This window comes from Skermanella sp., assembly GCF_059503625.1.
Window position 1 is genome coordinate 1 of record NZ_JCACHA010000602.1, and the last position, 17,587, is coordinate 17,587.

Here is a 17,587-nt window from a genome sequence, read left to right on the forward strand (position 1 = left end):
GCATAGCGGCGATCCGGTCTGGACCGAACGCAGTTCGGCATCCTGTAGCGAGTCGTCGAACTTGCGGCGGTTGAACAGACCGGTGAGAGAATCGGTGATCGCTTCCTGCCGGACGCTGTCCAGGTTGCGTTTCAACTCCTCCATCTGCGCGCCGGACAGATGAAGCTGATCCTGGAGCCGCTGGTTCTGCTGGGCCACCAGCTTGGTTTCCGAAGCGATGGCATCGACCAGCGACCGCAGTTGCTCCAGCCCCGGCAGTTCGAGCCGGTCTCCGAACTGCTGAAGCGCCTTGCCGTAGCGATCCGTGCCGGCGCCCGACGAGCGAAGCAGTTCCAGCAGTTGCCCCAGCGCGTCCTGGATACGCATGCCGGCCTGGAGCACGGCCTTCTGCTCGCGGTCGAAGCTGAAGAACTTGCCGTACAGCTCTTCCATCCGGGCTGGCGTGAAGGGCTTGGATGCCGCGATGTCCAGATCGATGGCGCGGATCAGGTCCGGAACCTCGCCGCTGTAGTAGCCGTACCAGATGGCGAAATGATGCGGGTTGGGGGGCAGAGCCTCATCCGCCATCCGCTTCATGGCCCGATCCGCCCAGCCACTTACCTCGTCCATCGAACACACCACCAAAAGACTACCGCCGATGAGGCAGTCTATGGGTTAAATACTACTAAATTGCAAGGATACGAAGAAGCGTTCCCCGGAGCGCCTCCGGTCAATTGCATTGCCCGATCGATTGCTCCGCGCATTTGCGGCTGCCGTCTACCCACGTGGCGCCGCTCAGATCGGCGTTCCGAAAGTCCGTACCCTGGATCTTGGCGCCTGTCAGGTTGGCGTCGCGCAGGACCGCATTGACCAGCTTGGCGTTGCGCAGATCGGTTTCGATCAGGGAGGCTCCGGTGAGATCGACGCGGGTCAGGTCGGCTTCGATCAGGCGCGCATGATCGAACTTCACGCCGGTCATGGTGGCGCTGACGAACTTGGCGCGGTAGGCGTCCACCTGGGACAGGTTGGCGCCCTTCATCGCGGATCGCTGGAAGGTCGCATCCCTCAGCATGGCGCCTTCCAGATTGACGCCCGTCAGGTCGCGGCCGTCATGGTAGCAGCGCCGCCAGTTCACCCCCGGCTCCGGGAACTCGGTGCAGGCTGCGAGGGCGGTTTGAGCGGAAAAGGCGAGGAGGACTGCCGCGAACACGGCGGAATGGGCACGCTTCATGATGTCCTAGATAGGTCACACGGCGGAAGATACCAAAACAAAACGCCGATTTGGCTCAATTCAGGCGGATGAACGCCGCTTGAGACCAATCACCCTGCCCATCTGGGGCGGCATCGGGAGATCCCTCTGGGAGCGATGTATCTCCGTCAGGGCCTCGAGCGCCGACTCCGGCAGGGGACAGGAGCGGCGCGCTTCAAGGTCGATATGCATCAGCACCAGTTCGTTGGTCGCGGCCAGCCAGCCCTCGGCGGCGTGATGCATGGCATGGATCAGGTGGACCCGCTTGGCATCGATATCGAGGATGCGGGTGGTGAAGGCGAGCGGGTCGCCCGCCCTGACCTCCCGCTCGTAGGTCACGTGCATCTCCAGCACGAAGATCGAGCGGTTCGTCTCCCTCACATAAGCGATGCCGAGGCCGGCATGATCGAGCAGGCTGTCGGTCGCATGGTCGAACGCCAGCACGTAGTAGGCGACGTTCATGTGTCCGTTATAGTCGATCCATTCCGGTCGGACGGTTTCGGTATGCAGGCGTATCAGCGGAGCGGTCATGGTCGCCAAGGAGCAAGGGGCGGGATGGCGGTCATCCTAAACCGCCGGGACGGCAAATGCGCGCCACTTCGATCGCGATGGAACCACAGTTTCAGGTAGGTGGCGCATAGCTCCAGCGGCGGATCAGCGGCTCCCAGTGTTCGGCGACGCGGGCGACATCCTCGGGCGGGTAGCGGTGGCTGTTCTTCCGGTAGCCCTGGATGCTGTCCAGATAGGCCCGGAAGCGCGGCTTGGCCTCCGGCCAGCCGGGCAGATCCAGGTCCCGGTGGACCCGCTCCAGTTCCGCCATGGGTTCACGCTCGAAATCCTCGAACCGGATCTCGGCGTAGTGGGACGGGGGCAGGTCCTGGGCGTCCTCCACCAGCCGGTTCATCAGGCGCGGATACAGGTCCAGCACGAAGCGGTCGAGATCGACATGGCCATGATCCTGAAGCGCGAAGCTGTCCAGCAACGTGCCGAAGGTCCTGCGGGTCGAGGGATAGACGACATAGGGGTTGCGGTGAATGTGGATGAAGCGGGCATCGGGCCACATCCGGCGCAGCATGGGGATGCGGACGGAATGGACCGGGTTCTTCAGCAGCAGCGGAAGGCCGGGCTGGACCAGCGCCACCTTGCGGAGGAAATAGGAGAAGGTATCCCGCCAGTCCTCGATCTCCTCCGGCGTGCAGCCTTCGAAGAAGATCCCCCGGTTGAAGTGATGCTCGAACCGGCTGGGGAAGAACAGGCCGTGGTAATAGGACACGGTGGACATCAGGGCCAGCGGCAGTTCGTCTTCCTGCGGGCTGTCCGGGGTCACCGGGATGTTGTCGATCAGCCGGTCGCTCGGCAGGTGGCTTTCCAGAACGGTGCGGATGGGTCCGACGACGCCCAGGAAATCCCACGGCAGGCCTGCCGCGAAGGGCGGCACCCAGCCGAAGGCGGGCGAGCGGCTGAGAACGTTGTAGAGATGGGTGGTACCGCTGCGCCAGTGTCCGACGATGAAGACCGGGGCCGGCATCGGCGGGGACTTCGCCAGCCGGCGAGAAACCCTGACCTTCTCGATCGCCATGAAGGGCCGGCGGTATGCCGCCCCCAGCCGGGTGGCCCATACCGCCGTCCGGCGCCTTGGGGAGATCGGACCGTGGGACGACAAGGCCCAGCGCAGCGTCTTGGTGTCGGCTCCGACCAGGGGGTGAAAGCAGGAGGGAGGGGTGCTGCCGGTCATGGTGATCCTTGCCAATCGTTTGACTGGTAAGAACCGGTGGAAACACCCCTTGTTGCTTACCCTCGATAGGTCAGGCGTTTTCCAGCGTCGGATAATCGACATAGCCGCGCGCGTCGCCGCCGTAGAAGGTCGGGCGGTCGTAGCGGTTGAGGGGAGCGTCGCGACGCAGGCGCTCGACCAGATCGGGATTGGCGACGAACAGGCGGCCGAACGCGATCAGGTCGGCGGTGCCCCCGGCGACGGCCCTTGCCGCGGTTTCGCGGGTGAAGCCGCCCGCCGCGATCACGGTCCCGCCGAAGCTCTTGCGGAAGCGGCTCGACGCGTCCGGCGCGTTGGGATCGAGGGCGTTGGTATCGCTGTTCTGGTCGGCGCGCGGCTCGACCAGATGCAGGTACGCCAGCCCCCGCCTGCCGAGTTCCGCCGTGACGTAGTCGAACAGCGGGCCGGGGTCCTTGTCGCTCATGCCGTTGAAGTGCCCCCAGGGCGACAGGCGTACGCCGACCCGATCGGCGCTCCAGGCGCCGGTGACGGCGTCGATCACCTCCAGCAGGAAGCGCGCGCGGTTCTCGATCGAGCCGCCATAGCGGTCCTCGCGGCGGTTGGTGCCGGTCTGGAGGAACTGGTCGATCAGGTAGCCGTTTGCCGAATGGATCTCGATCCCGTCGAAACCGGCTTCCCGCGCATTGACGGCGGCACGGCGGAAATCGTCGACGATGCCGGCGATCTCGTTCTCGGCCAAGGGGCGTGGCGTCTCGAACTCGGCCGGCTGGCCCTTGACGTCCATATGCATCCCCGGAGCCGGTACCGAGGACGGCGCCACCGGCACGGCGCCGCCCGGCTGCATCGTCGAGTGGGAGATGCGGCCGGTATGCCAGACCTGAAGGAAGATCACGCCGCCCTTGGCATGCACCGCGTCGGTGACCAGGCGCCAGCCCTGGACCTGTTCGGCCGAATAGATGCCGGGAGCGCCGGGATACCCCCGCGCCTGCTCGGAAATGTCGGTCGCCTCGGCGATGATCAGACCGCCCTTGGTCGCCCGCTGGCCGTAATACTCGGCGTTCAGCGCCTGCGGAACGTCGCCCGGCTGACGCGAGCGCATCCGGGTGAGCGGCGGCATGACGACACGATGGGACAGTTCGACGGCGCCGACGCGGACCGGCGTGAAAAGGGCTTCGGCTGACATGACGTTCTTAACCTCGGGGGAAGTTCGATGTTCGAAATCGTGATGGCGTCCATATGGACTTGTGCGGAAATCTCCGTTAGTCCCGGTTCCTGACAAGCCGGCTTGTCGCAAAACGATATAATCGGGAAAGCTGATACAGCGGCCGAAGGGTGAAGCGACATGGAAACCGAGGAACTTGCCGTCCTGGTACAGGCCGTCGCGGCCGGCAGTCTGTCAGCCGCCGCCCGCCGCCTGAACCTGACGCCGACGATCGCCAGCCGCCGGCTGGCAGCCCTGGAGGAACGGCTTGGCGTCAGGCTGATGCACAGAACAACCCGGTCCGTGTCCCTTACTCCCGAAGGCGAAACCTTCCTTCCCCATGCCCAGGCGATGCTGGAAGCCGAAGCGGCGGCCAAGGCCAGCCTTGCTCCGGTAGGGCCGGGCGTGGGCGGTCTGCTGCGGGTGACCGCTCCGGCGGCGTTCGGGCGCAAGGTCGTGGCGCCGATAATCCCGGACCTGCTGGCGGTGAACCCGGAACTTCGGATCGATCTTGAACTGACCGACAGCGTGGTTGATATCGCCGCCGCCGGCATCGACGTCGCGATCAGGATCGGCCGGCTGCGCGACAGCACCTTGATCGCGCGCCGGCTGTCGTCCAATCCCCGCGTTCTCTGCGCTGCTCCGGCCTACCTGGCTCGTGCCGGCACCCCGAAGACGGCGAAAGACCTGACCAGGTGTGAATGCCTCGTCCTAAGCGGCACGGCCACGTGGCCGTTCGGCGGCGGAAACGATGCGCGGGAGGTCCGGATTTCCGGCCGCTTCGCCAGCAACAGCATCGAAGCCATCCGGGAAGCTTGCCTCGGCGGCCTCGGGCTGGCCCTGCTGTCGCGCTGGGACGTCGTGGAGGAGTTGAAGTCAGGGACGCTGGTACCGGTCGAACTGGACGCCCTGGTGCCGCAGGAAATCTCGATCTGGGCGGTGTACCCGAGCCCCCGGCTGGTGGCTCCCAAGGTCCGCGCCTTCATCGCCGCTCTGGAGCGGGCGCTTGGGGAGTTGAGTACTTAAGCGAACCGGAGGATCGACAAGGCTCCACCACCGCCGGCCAGGGCAGATCGATGCGGTGGTGAAGCCTTGTACAATCCGGGAACCTCTTTGACGAGGAAACCGGGTCACAGTCCCGGTCGATCCAAGATCGCTCCCGCGTGCTGCCTTGCTTGGGCAACCGAGATGCATCATGCCTCAAAACCGCAGACCGGAGTATGAACGCATTCACATAAAACTGCACTCTCCGGCTGTACCGTGCAGGAGTGCCGCAGAAGAGCGGTCCAGCGATTCACGGTAGCCATGTCGTCCCGATCAAAAGCGTTCCGCCTTCGTCCTTGGGGGTCCGGCCTGCTCCGGCCGGTCAACTTCCGAGCAATCCATGAGGTGTCGCATAATTGGAACAGCAGATGTTTTCGGAAGCGCAACCAGCGGTGCAAACTCTTTGTTAACCACGCCAGCCTAGCCTTGCCGGAAGCCGATCCAGCTATCGTTTCGGATCGGCATCCTTATTCCGGAAGGCATGGCTCGATGCGTCGCTTCGGCTGGGACCGTTGGCTGATCGGTGGAGTTCTGATTGCGGCAGCAGCGGGTACCGCCTGGGTCGGTCGTCAGGAAATGCAAACCTCCTGGTTGCAGGCCGGCTTCCTGACGAAGTACGGCGAGAAGCTGACGTATCAGGTCGAAGCCGGACCCAGCGAACTGGTCAAGTATCCGACCCAGGGGCCGTACAACGAGCGGCTCGGCTATACCGAGATTCCCAAGGCCGTGAAATCGCTGACCGGCAGCGGCTACAGGATCGAGCAGCAGGCCCGTACGTCTCCGGAACTGGCGGGATTCGTCGAGTACGGCGGTTTCGCCGTGTTCCGGGAGAAGACCCGCGCCGGCCTGACGCTGAAGGACCGCAACGGCTCCATCCTTTATGCCGCGCGCTATCCCGAGCGGGTCTACGACGACTTCGATGCCGTCCCGCCGATGGTCGTCAATACCCTGCTGTTCATCGAGAACCGCGAGTTGCTGGACCCGACTTTCCCGATGCGGAACCCGGCGGTCGAGTGGGACCGCTTCGCCTATGCGATCCTGGGATTGCCGGCCCAGTGGCTCAATCCCGGCATGCGGATACCGGGCGGCAGCACGCTGGCGACCCAGATCGAGAAATACCGCCACTCGCCCGACGGCCAGACCTCGGGCGCCACGGAAAAGCTGCGCCAGATGATCTCGGCGAGCGTCCGCGCCTATCTCGACGGCAAGGACACGACATACGCCCGCCGCCGCATCGTCGTGGACTATCTGAACTCGACGCCGCTGACGGCGCGCCTGGGCTTCGGCGAGGTCAACGGGCTGGGCGACGGGCTGTGGGCCTGGTACGGCACCGACTTCAAGGACGCCAACGAGATCCTGAAGCAGCCTGCTACAACCCAGGAGCAGCGCCTGAAACAGGCGGAGATCTATAAGCAGGTGCTGAGCCTGCTGCTGGCCCAGCGCCGGCCGACCCACTACCTGATCGCGGACCGCAGCTCGCTGAACGACCTTGCCGACAGCCATCTGCGCCTGCTGGCGTCGCAGGGAACGATCACGCCCCAGCTGCGCGACGACGGCCTGAGCATCAAGTTGCGCTTCCGGAACGATGCCCCGCTGCCGCCGGCCATTTCGTTCGTGGAACAGAAGGCCGCCAACGCGATCCGTGCCCGTCTGCTCGGCATGCTGAACGTGCCGAGCCTCTACCAGCTCGACCGCTTTGACCTGACGGCGGAAACCAGCCTGGACGGCCCTACCCAGTCCAACATGGTCGACGTGCTGTCCAAGCTGAACGAACCGAGCTTCATCGAGAGCCTCGGCATGGCGGGCTTCCGCCTGCTCGACGCCGGCAAGAACGACCTGCACAAGGTGATCTACAGCGTCATGCTGTACGAGCGCGGGATGAACGCCAACTACGTCCGCATCCAGGCCGACAACCTGGACCGGCCGCTGGACATCAACGAAGGCGCCAAGCTGGACCTGGGTTCGACCGCCAAGCTGCGCACCCTGATCACGTATCTGGAAATCATCGCCGAACTGCACGGGCGCTACGCCCACCTGCCCCGCCCGCAGCTTCGCTCGGTGGCGGCGGATGCGACCGACAACCTGACGCGCTGGGTCTCGACCTACCTGTCGGATGCGGCCGACCGCAGCCTGACCGCCTTGCTGAACGCCGCGATGGACCGCCGCTATTCCGCCAATCCGGGCGAGCGTTTCTTCACCGGCGGCGGCGTCCACAGCTTCGTCAACTTTGACGACAAGGACAACGGCTCGATCCCGACCGTCACCGAGGCGCTGCGCAGCTCGATCAACCTGCCCTTCATCCGCATGATGCGCGACATCGCGCAGTATTACGTGGCCGAAGGCGCGGAGGATGCCGGCGGCACCCTGCTGACCGACCCCGCCAACCCCGCCCGGCAGGCCTATCTGGAGCAGTTCGCCGACAAGGAAGGCAGCCACTTCCTGAACCGCTTCTACACCGATTACCGCGAGAAGACCCCGGACGAGGCGCTGGCCCTGCTGGCGACCCGCGTCCGTCCGGCGCCGCACCGCCTCGCCACCGCCTTCCTGTCGGTCAAGCCCAAGGCCAGTCTCGCCGAGTTCACGCGGTTCATGAGCGACCGGCTGCCCAAGGCGGAGCTGAGCCCCCAGATCCTGGAGCGGCTGTTCGACAAGTACGCGAAGGACAAGTGGAACCTGGCCGACCGCGGCTACATCACCGGCGTCCACCCGCTTCAGCTCTGGCTGGTCGAATATCTCCAGAGCCATCCCGAAGCCAAGCGGAGCGAGGTCCTTCAGGCCAGCGCCGACGAGCGCCAGGAAACTTATGCGTGGCTGTTCAAGACCAGCCGCAAGCAGGCTCAGGATACCCGCATCCGAATCCTGATGGAGGCGGAGGCCTTCCAGCGCATCCACAAGTCCTGGGCACGGCTGGGCTATCCGTTCGACAGCCTGACGCCGTCCTATGCGACGGCGATCGGCAGCTCGGCCGACCGTCCCGGAGCACTGGCCGACCTGATGGGCATCATCGTCTCCGACGGCATCAGGCTGCCGACGCTGCGGGTCGAGCGCATGCACTTCGCGACCGGCACGCCCTATGAAGCGGTGCTGGGCTTCGAGCAGAAGCCGGGCGAGCGCGTCCTGGCGCCGGAGATCACCGCAACAGTCCGCCGCGCCCTCCAGGACGTCGTCGAGAACGGCACCGCCCGCCGGGTGCGCGGCGCCTTCATGGGGCCGGACGGCGTTCCCCTGGTGATGGGCGGCAAGACAGGCACCGGCGACCACCGCTACGCCGACCGCGTGATGGCCCGGACCGCGACCTTCGTCTTCTTCGTCGGCGACCGCTTCTTCGGCACCATCACCGCCCATGTCGCCGGCCCGGAAGCCGCCCGCTACAAGTTCACCAGCGCCCTGCCTGCCCAGTTGCTGAAGTCGCTGGCCCACATCATCCAGCCGCTGATGGACCGCCCGATGGCGACGCAGACGGTGGACAGGAGTCACTGAGGAGCAATCGTAACTTCGGTCACCGGTTGACGACGTTCAACAAAATCCCCATTATGTTGAACGTCAGCGATGGGAGACTGGAGCGATGGACGCGGAATTCGATACGACCGGTGAAATCATGTCGGAACGCCGCAGGGTTGTCTTGCAGGCCGCTGAGGAACGGGGCCTGCTCGGCGCGAAGGATCGCATGGTCGGAGGCAGACTGCCGGACGCCCTGGTGGAACAGGCGAAACACGCCAGCGGGATCGCCGAGACGACGGAACTCTTGACCTATGCACTGGCCCGGATTGCCGTCGAAGACGACTTTGCCGAGCGGTTGATGGCAAGAAAGGGCCGGGTACCGCGAGGAACGCTCTTTGCGGGCTGATATCGAACGGTCGCTCCGGCGGCTCAAGCCGGAGCGCTTCGTTGGAGCCCTTCACCGCCGGCCTGATACCGACCTTGCTTTCGTCGCCGACGCGCCACTGCCCGGACCGCCGTTGTTGCTGGATACCTGCGTCTATGTGGACGCGCTGGAAGGAACGCTTCCACCGGAAACTGAAACGTTCCTGCGCATCCGCACGCTTTTCCATCTGTCCGTCGTCCTGGGCGAGCTGTCTCACAACTTCGGCCGGCTCAACCCGCGAGACCCCAGGACCGCCGCTCATCTGGGCGAGCTTCAGGGAGTGATCGCCGACCTTCCACCGCACCGGATCGAGAGTGAGGTCAGCGCCGGCGTCCTGCTGGAAGCCGGCATCCTGTCGGGACTGGTTTTCAGGCTTGGTGGATTCCAGCCCGGCCAGGAGGTAGCTGCCCTCAATGACGCCACCCTCTATCTGCACGCCCTGGAACGCGGCTATACCGTCCTGACGCGCAACATCCGGGACTTCGACTTCATGAACCAGATCATGCCTTCCGGGCGCGTCCTGTTCTACCGGACCCCGTAGGCCGACCTACGGGTGGTTTCTCATTAAAAGCACAAAACCCCGCCGAAGCGGGGTTTTGCTGACACCAAGGCAGGTTTGCGATCACCCAACCAAAGCGGCCAGACCAGCTGGACTTAAGTGCCGGCAAAACCGGCGACACACAATAAATAGTTTACCTTCAGGCCATCGTCAATCTCAAACGCCAATACCGGCGCGCACGCAAGCCCGCACCTGCTCCATCGTCGCGGCATCCAGAACGCGTACATCGTAAACGCGCTCACCACCTTCCCATTGCTTGAAAAGCAGTCGAAGGCGATGGAATGCCACGGTAAGGACGATATCGCCCTTTACCCACATCGTAGGCTCGCCATAGGGGTACGGCAGTGGCGGATCGAGGGTTAACTGCATATGGTGTAGCAAGACGATTTTTGGCGTCGATGTACTCAGCGGCACAATTGTACAAAGTGCGTTACGACCGGGAATGAGTGGAGATAGGACGATAGCGGGCCGCCGCTTGCGCATTTCAGGCTCGCGAAATCCTTCGGTTAGATCAACGCGGACGATAGTGCCTGACGCAGGGTGGATTTTTACGGTCACATTTGAAGCCCATTTTCTCAATCAACGCCGGAAACTACCCCCTTTGAGAAATATTGGCTAGACCGAAGACCGGTTTTTGAGCGAGAGAACGACAACCTTCCGGATTTCATCTCCCGCAGCCGCTTCCACCCGTCGCGCCTACCCCTTCATCACCTCCTCGTCATGCCCGCTGACATGGATGCCGAGCAGTTCGGCCGCCGTTTCGATCACCTTCGGATCGACCGGAGGCGGAGCGATGTTGACGCCGTCCCTCAGCGCGGCCGTGATGATCTCCAGGGACTCGACGCGGGCGTGCCATTTGCTGTTGGCGGCGATCGGGTGCCACGGCACCGCCACCGTCGATGTCTTGTCGAACATGTCCTCGGCGGCATCCATGTAATCGACCCAGCGGGAGCGGTTGCGCAGATCCTCCTCCGTCAGCTTCCAGCGCTTGTAGGGGTTGGTCAGGCGCTCGCGGAAGCGGGAAAGCTGTTCTTCTTCGGTGATGTGGAAGAACAACTTGACGATGCGGGCGCCGTCGTCGATCAGCAGGCGCTCGAACTCGTTGATCTCGTCATAGGCGCGCTTCCACTCCTTCGGCTTGGCGAAGCCTTCGATCCGCTCCACCAGCACCCTGCCGTACCATGAGCGGTCGAAGATCGAGAAGGTGCCCGGCTCCGGCAGCCGCTGCCAGAAGCGCCACAGATAGTGCTTGCCCTGCTCGGCGGCGGTCGGCGCGCTGATCGGCCAGACGTGGAAACCGCGCGGGTCCAGTTGCTCCGTGATGCGGCGGATGGCGCCGCCCTTGCCGGCGGCATCCCAGCCTTCGAACACCAGCACGGCCCGGCGCTTCTCGTGCCAATAGGTCTGCTGGATATGCAGCATCTCTTCCTGGAGCGCCTTCAGCCGCTTCTCGTAAGCCGACTTGTCGGCGAACCGCTCCGTGCCCTGGTCCAGCTTGCGCAGGCGGATCTTGGATTTGTCGGGCTTGATCTCGGTACGGGACATTGGGGTCGCCTCTCGCGTGTGGAACCTTAGCTTGGTGGCGCTGGTTAAACGTTGGATCGGGCCGGTTGGGCGCACGAATGCGACCGTGCGGCCGGAGGGTGGATCGATCGAACCGCGCTTCGCCGAAAAAATCAATCGGCGCCTGGAAGTCAACGACACGAGGATGGGCTAGTGACTCTCGGACCACGCATCTACAACCTCTTTCCGCTGCTGGTCGGATCGGTCCAGGATTGGTCCGGGCATCTGGCGCGTATTGCCGGCATGCAGTTCGATTGGGTCTTCCTCAACCCCATCCACTATCCAGGATTTTCCGGCAGCCTCTACGCGGTCAAGGACCCGTACCGGCTGCACGACCGCTTCCAGGGCGGTGCTTCCGAAAGCCCGGACGACCTGATCCGGGGCTTCTGCGGCCGGGCGGAAGAGCACGGCATGCGCGTCATGCTGGATCTGGTGGTCAACCATACCGCCAAGGACTCCGTGCTGGCCGAACAGCATCCGGAGTGGTTCCGGCGCGAAGCCGATGGCAGTCTCTACAGCCCGCGCGCGGTCGATCCGGTCGATCCGGCCAAGGTCACCATCTGGGGCGATCTGGCGGAGCTGGACTACGAGAACGGGGAAGCCCGCGCCGGTCTGGTCGATTACTGGCGGCGCTACGTGCAGCATTATGTCGGCCTCGGTGTCAAGGGCTTCCGCTGCGACGCCGCCTATCAGGTGCCCGCCCCGGTCTGGCGCGAGTTGATCGACGCCGCGCACGATATCGACGGCGAGGTCGAATTCTACGCGGAAACCTTGGGCTGCACGGTCGAGCAGGTCGATGCGCTGGGCGACGCCGGCTTCGACTACCTGTTCAACAGCGCCAAGTGGTGGGACTTCCACCAGCCTTGGCTGCTGGACCAGTACAACCAGTTCCGCCACATAGCGCCGTCGGTGGCCTTCCCCGAGAGCCATGACACCGAGCGGCTGGCCGCCGATGTGGGCAGCCAGGACCGGGAGCGGCTGGCCGCGATCCTGAAGATGCGCTACCTGTTCTCCGCTTGCTTCTCGGCCGGCGTGATGATGCCGATCGGCTACGAGTACGGCTTCACCCGCAAGATGGACGTGGTCAAATCGACGCCGGAGGACTGGGAAGAGCCGAAGGTCGATATCAGCCAGTTCGTCGCCGACGTCAATTCGATGCGGGCCGCCACGCCGGCCTTCAACGTCGAGGGACCGCAGTTCCGCATCACGGCGCCCCACAGCCCCGTGGTCGGGCTGTGCCGGCAGGGGACCGGCGACATCCAGGACTGCGCCATCGTCCTGATCAACCCGGACGAGAACCGGGCGCACTCGATCGATCCGGGGCCGCTGCTGGCGGAGACCGGCGGGTTGTTCGACGGCTTCCGCGACGTGACGCCGCAATGCTCTCCCCAGCTTTTCCGGCCCGGCGAGCCTATCGTGCTGGCTCCGCTGGAGCTGCGCGTCTTCCGCGGCAATCCGGAAGCCCAGGCCAAGGTCTCACGCGGTGCCGACAGCGCGGAGCGGCAGCAGGAATCCCGGCAACTGCTGGAAACCCTGGCAAAGGACCGGATCGCTATCGAGGGCGTCTATCCGGAACTGGACGGCGGCCGCTTCGCGATCAAGCGCGAGGTCGGCGACGTGCTGGAGGTCTGGGCCGACGTCTTCACCGACGGCCATGAGAAGATCAACGCCTGCCTGCGTTATCGCGTCCAGGGCGACGACAAGTGGCGGGAAGAGCCGCTGGCCTTGTTCGACAACGACCGCTGGGTCGGCAACATCCCGCTGACGCAGAACGGCAGGTACTTCTACACGATCATCGCGTGGCGCGACCTGTTCGAGACATGGCGCAGCGACTTCATCAAGAAGCAGGACGCCGGCCAGAAGCTGTCGCTGGAGCTGATCGAGGGCCGTGAGCTGGTCGAGCGCTCGGCCAAGCAGGCAGCGGGCGCCGACCGCGAGGTGATGGAAACGACGCTGGAGCGGCTGTCGCGCGACAGCGCCGATGAGGATCTGGCGACCCGGCTGCTGCTGTCGAACGACCTCCACATCGCCATGCGCCGCTCGGGAGAGCGCACCAACCTGTCGCACTACAAGACGGTGCTGGAGTGCTTCGTGGACCGGACGGCGGCCCGCTATGCCGCGTGGTACGAGGTCTTCCCACGCTCCATGAGCGACGACGTCAACCGGCACGGCACCTTCGACGACGTGATCGGCAAGCTGCCCTATGTCCGCGACATGGGCTTCGACGTGCTGTACTTCACCCCGATCCATCCGATCGGCAAGTCGTTCCGCAAGGGCAAGAACAACACGCTGGACGCCAAGGAAGACGATGTCGGCAGTCCCTATGCGATCGGCTCGCCCGAGGGCGGCCATGACGCGCTGCATCCGCAGCTCGGCACCTTCGAGGACTTCGCCCGACTGGTGAGCGCCGCCCGCGACCATGGGCTGGAAATCGCGATCGACTTCGCGATCCAGTGCTCCCAGGACCATCCCTGGATCAAGGAGCATCCGGAATGGTTCGACTGGCGGCCCGACGGCACGATCAAATACGCCGAGAATCCGCCAAAGAAGTACCAGGACATCGTCAACGTCCACTTCTATCGCGGCGCCCTGCCCGACATCTGGTACAAGCTGCGCGACATCGTGCTGTTCTGGTGCGAGAAGGGTGTGCGGATCTTCCGGGTCGACAACCCGCACACCAAGCCCCTGCCCTTCTGGGAATGGATGATCCGCGAGGTCCAGGACCGCTACCCCGACGCGCTGTTCCTGGCCGAAGCCTTCACCAAGCCCAAGATGATGAAGCGTCTGGCGAAGGTCGGCTTTACCCAGAGCTATTCGTATTTCACGTGGCGCAACTTCAAGCAGGAGATCACCGACTATCTGGTCGAATTGACCATGCTGGAGCCGAAGGAATACATGCGGGCCAACTTCTTCGCCAATACGCCCGACATCAACCCGCCGATCCTCCAGTCCGGGCAGCCGGGCGTGTTCAAGATGCGGGCCGTCCTGGCCGCCACCCTGTCCAGCGTCTACGGCCTCTACAGCGGCTACGAGCTGTGCGAGGGCACGCCGATACCGGGACGCGAGGAGTACCTGAACTCCGAGAAGTACGAGATCAAGGCATGGGACTGGGACCGGCCGGGCAATATCCGGAACTACATCACCCGGCTCAACAAGATCCGGCGGGAGAACCCCGCCCTGCACGAGTACGACAACCTGCGCTTCTACGGCGCCTATGACGACAACATCCTGTATTACGGCAAGATGACCAAGGCTAAGGACAACTTCATCCTGATCGCCGTCAATCTCGACCCCAACGGCGCGCATGGTGGGACGATCGAGGTCCCGCTCTGGGAACTGGGCCTGCCGGACAGCGCCCATGTCGAGGTGGAGGACCTGCTGACCGGAGGCCGCTTCTTCTGGTACGGCAAGTTCCAGCAGGTCCATCTGGACCCGCAGATGAACCCCTGCGCCATCTGGCGCGTGATCCCGCCGGGGATCGCACAGCGCACCTGACGAACATCGCCTGTTCGACCGGCCGAACCGGGCGGAGCGCTTCTCCGCCCGGTTCCGTCGTCGATCTCAACCTTGCAACGGACCAAGCACCCAGCGTCATTGGCCTCGAACTATAAAATTTTATATGATTTATTTATTCTTTATAAAATAAAGGATATCCTGCGTCAATCCATCGCACACAAGATGATAAATTTTACATGAAACAATGTAATATTTTAACAAACTGCGCGTGATAATCCTCTACCTATCGGAAAATATGTTCCTATGGTTGCGGTATGAGGCGTTGATGTCGATTAGTCTGAAGTTGCGTGGCCGACTCTTTGCCATGGTTTCGCTGGCACTGGCCGGAATGCTTATCATCGGCGTGATCGCTCTGGCCAGCCTGCGGTCGGAACTTCTCCTCGACCGGGAACTGAAGACCAAGGACCTCGTCGACGCCGCGGCCAGCATCGCCACGGCTTTCGCCGCCAAGGCAGCGGCTGGCGACATGACGGAAGATGCGGCCAGACAGGGCGCCCTGGACGCTATTTCGATACTCCGCTATGACGGCAGCAACTATTTCTGGGTCAACGGCCTGGACGGCACGCTGCTTCAGCACCCCAGAATGACGGACCGGATCGGCAAGAGCGTGCTCGATCTGCGCGACGCGGACGGCATGGCCATGTTCGCGGCGTTCTGTGACATAGCCCGCGCTCAGGGCAGCGGCTTCGTGCACTACAACTGGGTCAAGCCCGGAGCAGCGGCGGCGTCTCCCAAGATTTCCTACGTGACCCTGATACCGGAGTGGAACTGGGTGATCGGCACGGGCATCTACGTCGACGACGTCGATGCCGTGTTCAAGCGCAAGGCGATCGAGCAGGTGACGATCTTCGGGATCGTCCTGACCTTCGTTCTCGGAGCGGCGCTGCTGGTTACCCGGTCCATCGTGCGGCCCCTTGCAGAGTTGCGCTGCGTCATGACCCGCCTGTCCGAGGGCTCGATCGACGTTGCGGTCCCCTCGGTCGCGCGGAAGGACGAGATCGGAGCGATGGCCCAGACGGTCGAGGTCTTCAAGAAAGGCCTGATCCGCGCCCGCGACCTGACGGAAGCCCAGACCAAGGCCGCCGAGGCGAAGGAAGCCAAGCAGAAGCAGATGGATGCCTTCATCCAGGAGTTCGAGCTGACCGTCGTCAGCGTGCTGGACGGGCTGGCTGCCGCCGACCATGCGATGCGCGGCAATTCCCGCCGCATGTCGACCAACGCCGCCCAGACCAGGGAACAGGTGACGACGGTCGCCGCGGCATCCGAAGAGGCGATGAACAATGTCCAGACCGTCGCAGCCGCGGCGGAACAGCTCAGCATCTCCATCCAGGAGATCGCCCGTCAAGCCTCCCATGCATCGACCATGGCGTCACGGGCGGTGCGCGAAACGGCCGTGACGACCGAGGCCATGCGCGTCCTGGAGGAGAAGGTCGCCGGCATCGGCGTCGTCGTCCAGCTCATTGCCGATATCACCAGCCAGACCAACCTGCTGGCGCTCAACGCCACGATCGAGGCCGCACGGGCTGGCGAAGCCGGCAAGGGGTTCGCCATCGTCGCGAACGAGGTCAAGGCGCTGGCCAACCAGACCGCACGCGCCACGGACGAGATCACCCGGCAGATCGCCGAGATCCGGGACAGCACCCACCTGTCGGTGGAAGCCATCTCGTCGATCGTGCAGGTGAACCAGGACATGAGCGGAGTGGCCACCGCCATCTCCGCCGCCGTCGAGCAGCAGCATGCGGCCACCCGCGAGATCGCCCGCAATGCCGAGCAGGGAGCGTCGGGGACCGCAAGCGTCTCCTGCGCCATCGGCAAGGTCGAGCAGGCCGCCATCGAGGCGACCTCCGCCACGCAGGAGTTGGACAATACCGCCGTGACCCTGGGCGAACAGGCGGAAACGCTGAAGCAGAAGGTCGACGCCTTTCTGCGGCAGGTACGCTTCGAGGACGAGGAGGGAGCGCGCCCGCTGGTGACGTGGGGCAAGGATCTGGAGTTCGGGATCCCCGCCATCGACGACGAGCACAGGCGACTGATGGAACTGGCCAACCGCGTCTATGTCATGGTCAAGACCATTGACGACCCGGACGTTCTGAAGGAGGCCTTCGCCGAACTGCGCGCCTACGCCTTCCGTCACTTCTCCGACGAGGAGGAGTTCATGACCCGCATCGGCTATCCGGACGCAGCCGAGCACCGCGAGCAACACAGGATGTTCATCGAACGCCTGGACACACTTGCCGAGGATTACCACACGGGAGCACCCATCCGGGGTATCGACGTGATCGGTCTGCTGGGCAACTGGTGGCAGGGGCACATCAAGGGATCCGACGGCAAGGTGGCGGAGTTCGCCGCGGACCGCAAATCCATCGGTCACCCCGGAAAGCAGGACTTGGCCCGGCAGGCCGCATGAGGGCGGCAGTCGGACGAAGGCCCGGAAATGTCACCATAGCGGTATGCAATCGCTACGATTCCGGATAGACTGCGGCCAACGGATAAGAAAGTGGCCTGTCTCAGGAGCGCGCGGTGGATATTCTCGAGACCATCAAGGATTACGGTAACTATTATTATGCCATTGTGTTCATGTGGACCTTTCTGGAAGGCGAGACATTCGTAATCTTCTCGGGAGTAGCAGCGCGCGAAGGCATTCTAGACCTCCCTACGTTGATCGCTTTTGCTTGGCTTGGTAGTTTCCTTGGCGACCAGCTTTACTTCCTGATCGGACGCCGGTACGGGGCAAGGCTTCTACTCCGCTTTCCTCGCTGGAAACCTGGGGTAGATCATGCGCTCAACCTGCTGAAGAAGTACAGCACAGGTTTTATTCTCAGCTTTCGCTTCATCTATGGCGTGCGGAACTTCAGTTCCTTCGCGATGGGAATGAG

At 63.7% G+C, this 17,587-nt stretch carries 15 protein-coding genes; 8 read left to right on the forward strand and 7 right to left on the reverse strand.

What is annotated here, in order from left to right:
* The 5 genes from AC5JJ6_RS16160 to AC5JJ6_RS16180 form a co-directional block, all read right to left on the reverse strand.
* Window positions 1–609 (reverse strand): GGDEF domain-containing protein (locus AC5JJ6_RS16160; RefSeq protein WP_496043038.1); only part of this gene is annotated, 609 nt, incomplete at its 3' end.
* Between the two features lie 100 nt (window positions 610–709).
* Window positions 710–1,210 (reverse strand): pentapeptide repeat-containing protein, encoded by a 501-nt coding sequence (locus AC5JJ6_RS16165; RefSeq protein WP_496043039.1) that lies wholly within the window; start codon window positions 1,208–1,210, stop codon window positions 710–712.
* 60 nt (window positions 1,211–1,270) lie between these two features.
* Complete coding sequence (locus tag AC5JJ6_RS16170; RefSeq protein WP_496043040.1) at window positions 1,271–1,759, reverse strand: thioesterase family protein; 489 nt, start codon at window positions 1,757–1,759, stop codon at window positions 1,271–1,273.
* A gap of 91 nt (window positions 1,760–1,850) precedes the next feature.
* Window positions 1,851–2,963, reverse strand: coding sequence for a sulfotransferase family protein (locus AC5JJ6_RS16175; protein ID WP_496043041.1), 1,113 nt, complete (start codon window positions 2,961–2,963; stop codon window positions 1,851–1,853).
* A gap of 70 nt (window positions 2,964–3,033) precedes the next feature.
* Window positions 3,034–4,146 (reverse strand): alkene reductase, encoded by a 1,113-nt coding sequence (locus AC5JJ6_RS16180; protein ID WP_496043042.1) that lies wholly within the window; start codon window positions 4,144–4,146, stop codon window positions 3,034–3,036.
* A gap of 159 nt (window positions 4,147–4,305) precedes the next feature.
* On the opposite strand from AC5JJ6_RS16180, the gene AC5JJ6_RS16185 reads away from it, so the two are divergent.
* The 4 genes from AC5JJ6_RS16185 (at window position 4,306) to AC5JJ6_RS16200 (ending at window position 9,614) form a co-directional block, all read left to right on the forward strand.
* Window positions 4,306–5,190, forward strand: coding sequence for a LysR family transcriptional regulator (locus AC5JJ6_RS16185; RefSeq protein ID WP_496043043.1), 885 nt, complete (start codon window positions 4,306–4,308; stop codon window positions 5,188–5,190).
* Window positions 5,191–5,697: 507 nt separating this feature from the next.
* Window positions 5,698–8,688 carry a transglycosylase domain-containing protein gene (locus tag AC5JJ6_RS16190; RefSeq protein WP_496043044.1) on the forward strand — a complete coding sequence of 997 codons (2,991 nt, stop codon included), beginning with the start codon at window positions 5,698–5,700 and terminating at the stop codon, window positions 8,686–8,688.
* A gap of 85 nt (window positions 8,689–8,773) precedes the next feature.
* Window positions 8,774–9,055, forward strand: a complete 282-nt coding sequence (locus tag AC5JJ6_RS16195; protein WP_496043045.1) for a hypothetical protein — start codon at window positions 8,774–8,776, stop codon at window positions 9,053–9,055.
* Complete coding sequence (locus tag AC5JJ6_RS16200) at window positions 9,045–9,614, forward strand: type II toxin-antitoxin system VapC family toxin (RefSeq protein WP_496043046.1); 570 nt, start codon at window positions 9,045–9,047, stop codon at window positions 9,612–9,614. Before AC5JJ6_RS16195 ends, AC5JJ6_RS16200 begins: the two co-directional genes overlap by 11 nt.
* A 174-nt stretch (window positions 9,615–9,788) precedes the next feature.
* On the opposite strand, the gene AC5JJ6_RS16205 is transcribed toward AC5JJ6_RS16200, so the two are convergent.
* Window positions 9,789–10,190, reverse strand: a complete 402-nt coding sequence (locus AC5JJ6_RS16205) for a type II toxin-antitoxin system PemK/MazF family toxin (RefSeq protein WP_496043047.1) — start codon at window positions 10,188–10,190, stop codon at window positions 9,789–9,791.
* Window positions 10,191–10,328: 138 nt separating this feature from the next.
* Window positions 10,329–11,177 (reverse strand): polyphosphate kinase 2 family protein, encoded by an 849-nt coding sequence (locus tag AC5JJ6_RS16210; RefSeq protein ID WP_496043048.1) that lies wholly within the window; start codon window positions 11,175–11,177, stop codon window positions 10,329–10,331.
* 31 nt (window positions 11,178–11,208) lie between these two features.
* On the opposite strand from AC5JJ6_RS16210, the gene AC5JJ6_RS16215 reads away from it, so the two are divergent.
* From AC5JJ6_RS16215 to AC5JJ6_RS16230, 4 genes are all read left to right on the forward strand, one after another.
* Window positions 11,209–11,349 (forward strand): hypothetical protein, encoded by a 141-nt coding sequence (locus AC5JJ6_RS16215; RefSeq protein WP_496043049.1) that lies wholly within the window; start codon window positions 11,209–11,211, stop codon window positions 11,347–11,349.
* Window positions 11,349–14,690, forward strand: a complete 3,342-nt coding sequence (locus AC5JJ6_RS16220) for a maltotransferase domain-containing protein (RefSeq protein WP_496043050.1) — start codon at window positions 11,349–11,351, stop codon at window positions 14,688–14,690. Before AC5JJ6_RS16215 ends, AC5JJ6_RS16220 begins: the two co-directional genes overlap by 1 nt.
* Before the next feature lie 286 nt (window positions 14,691–14,976).
* A complete protein-coding gene (locus tag AC5JJ6_RS16225; RefSeq protein ID WP_496043051.1) occupies window positions 14,977–17,118 on the forward strand; it encodes a bacteriohemerythrin in 2,142 nt (713 codons plus the stop codon).
* Window positions 17,119–17,231: 113 nt separating this feature from the next.
* The coding region (locus tag AC5JJ6_RS16230) for a DedA family protein (RefSeq protein ID WP_496043052.1) at window positions 17,232–17,587 on the forward strand (356 nt) is incomplete at its 3' end.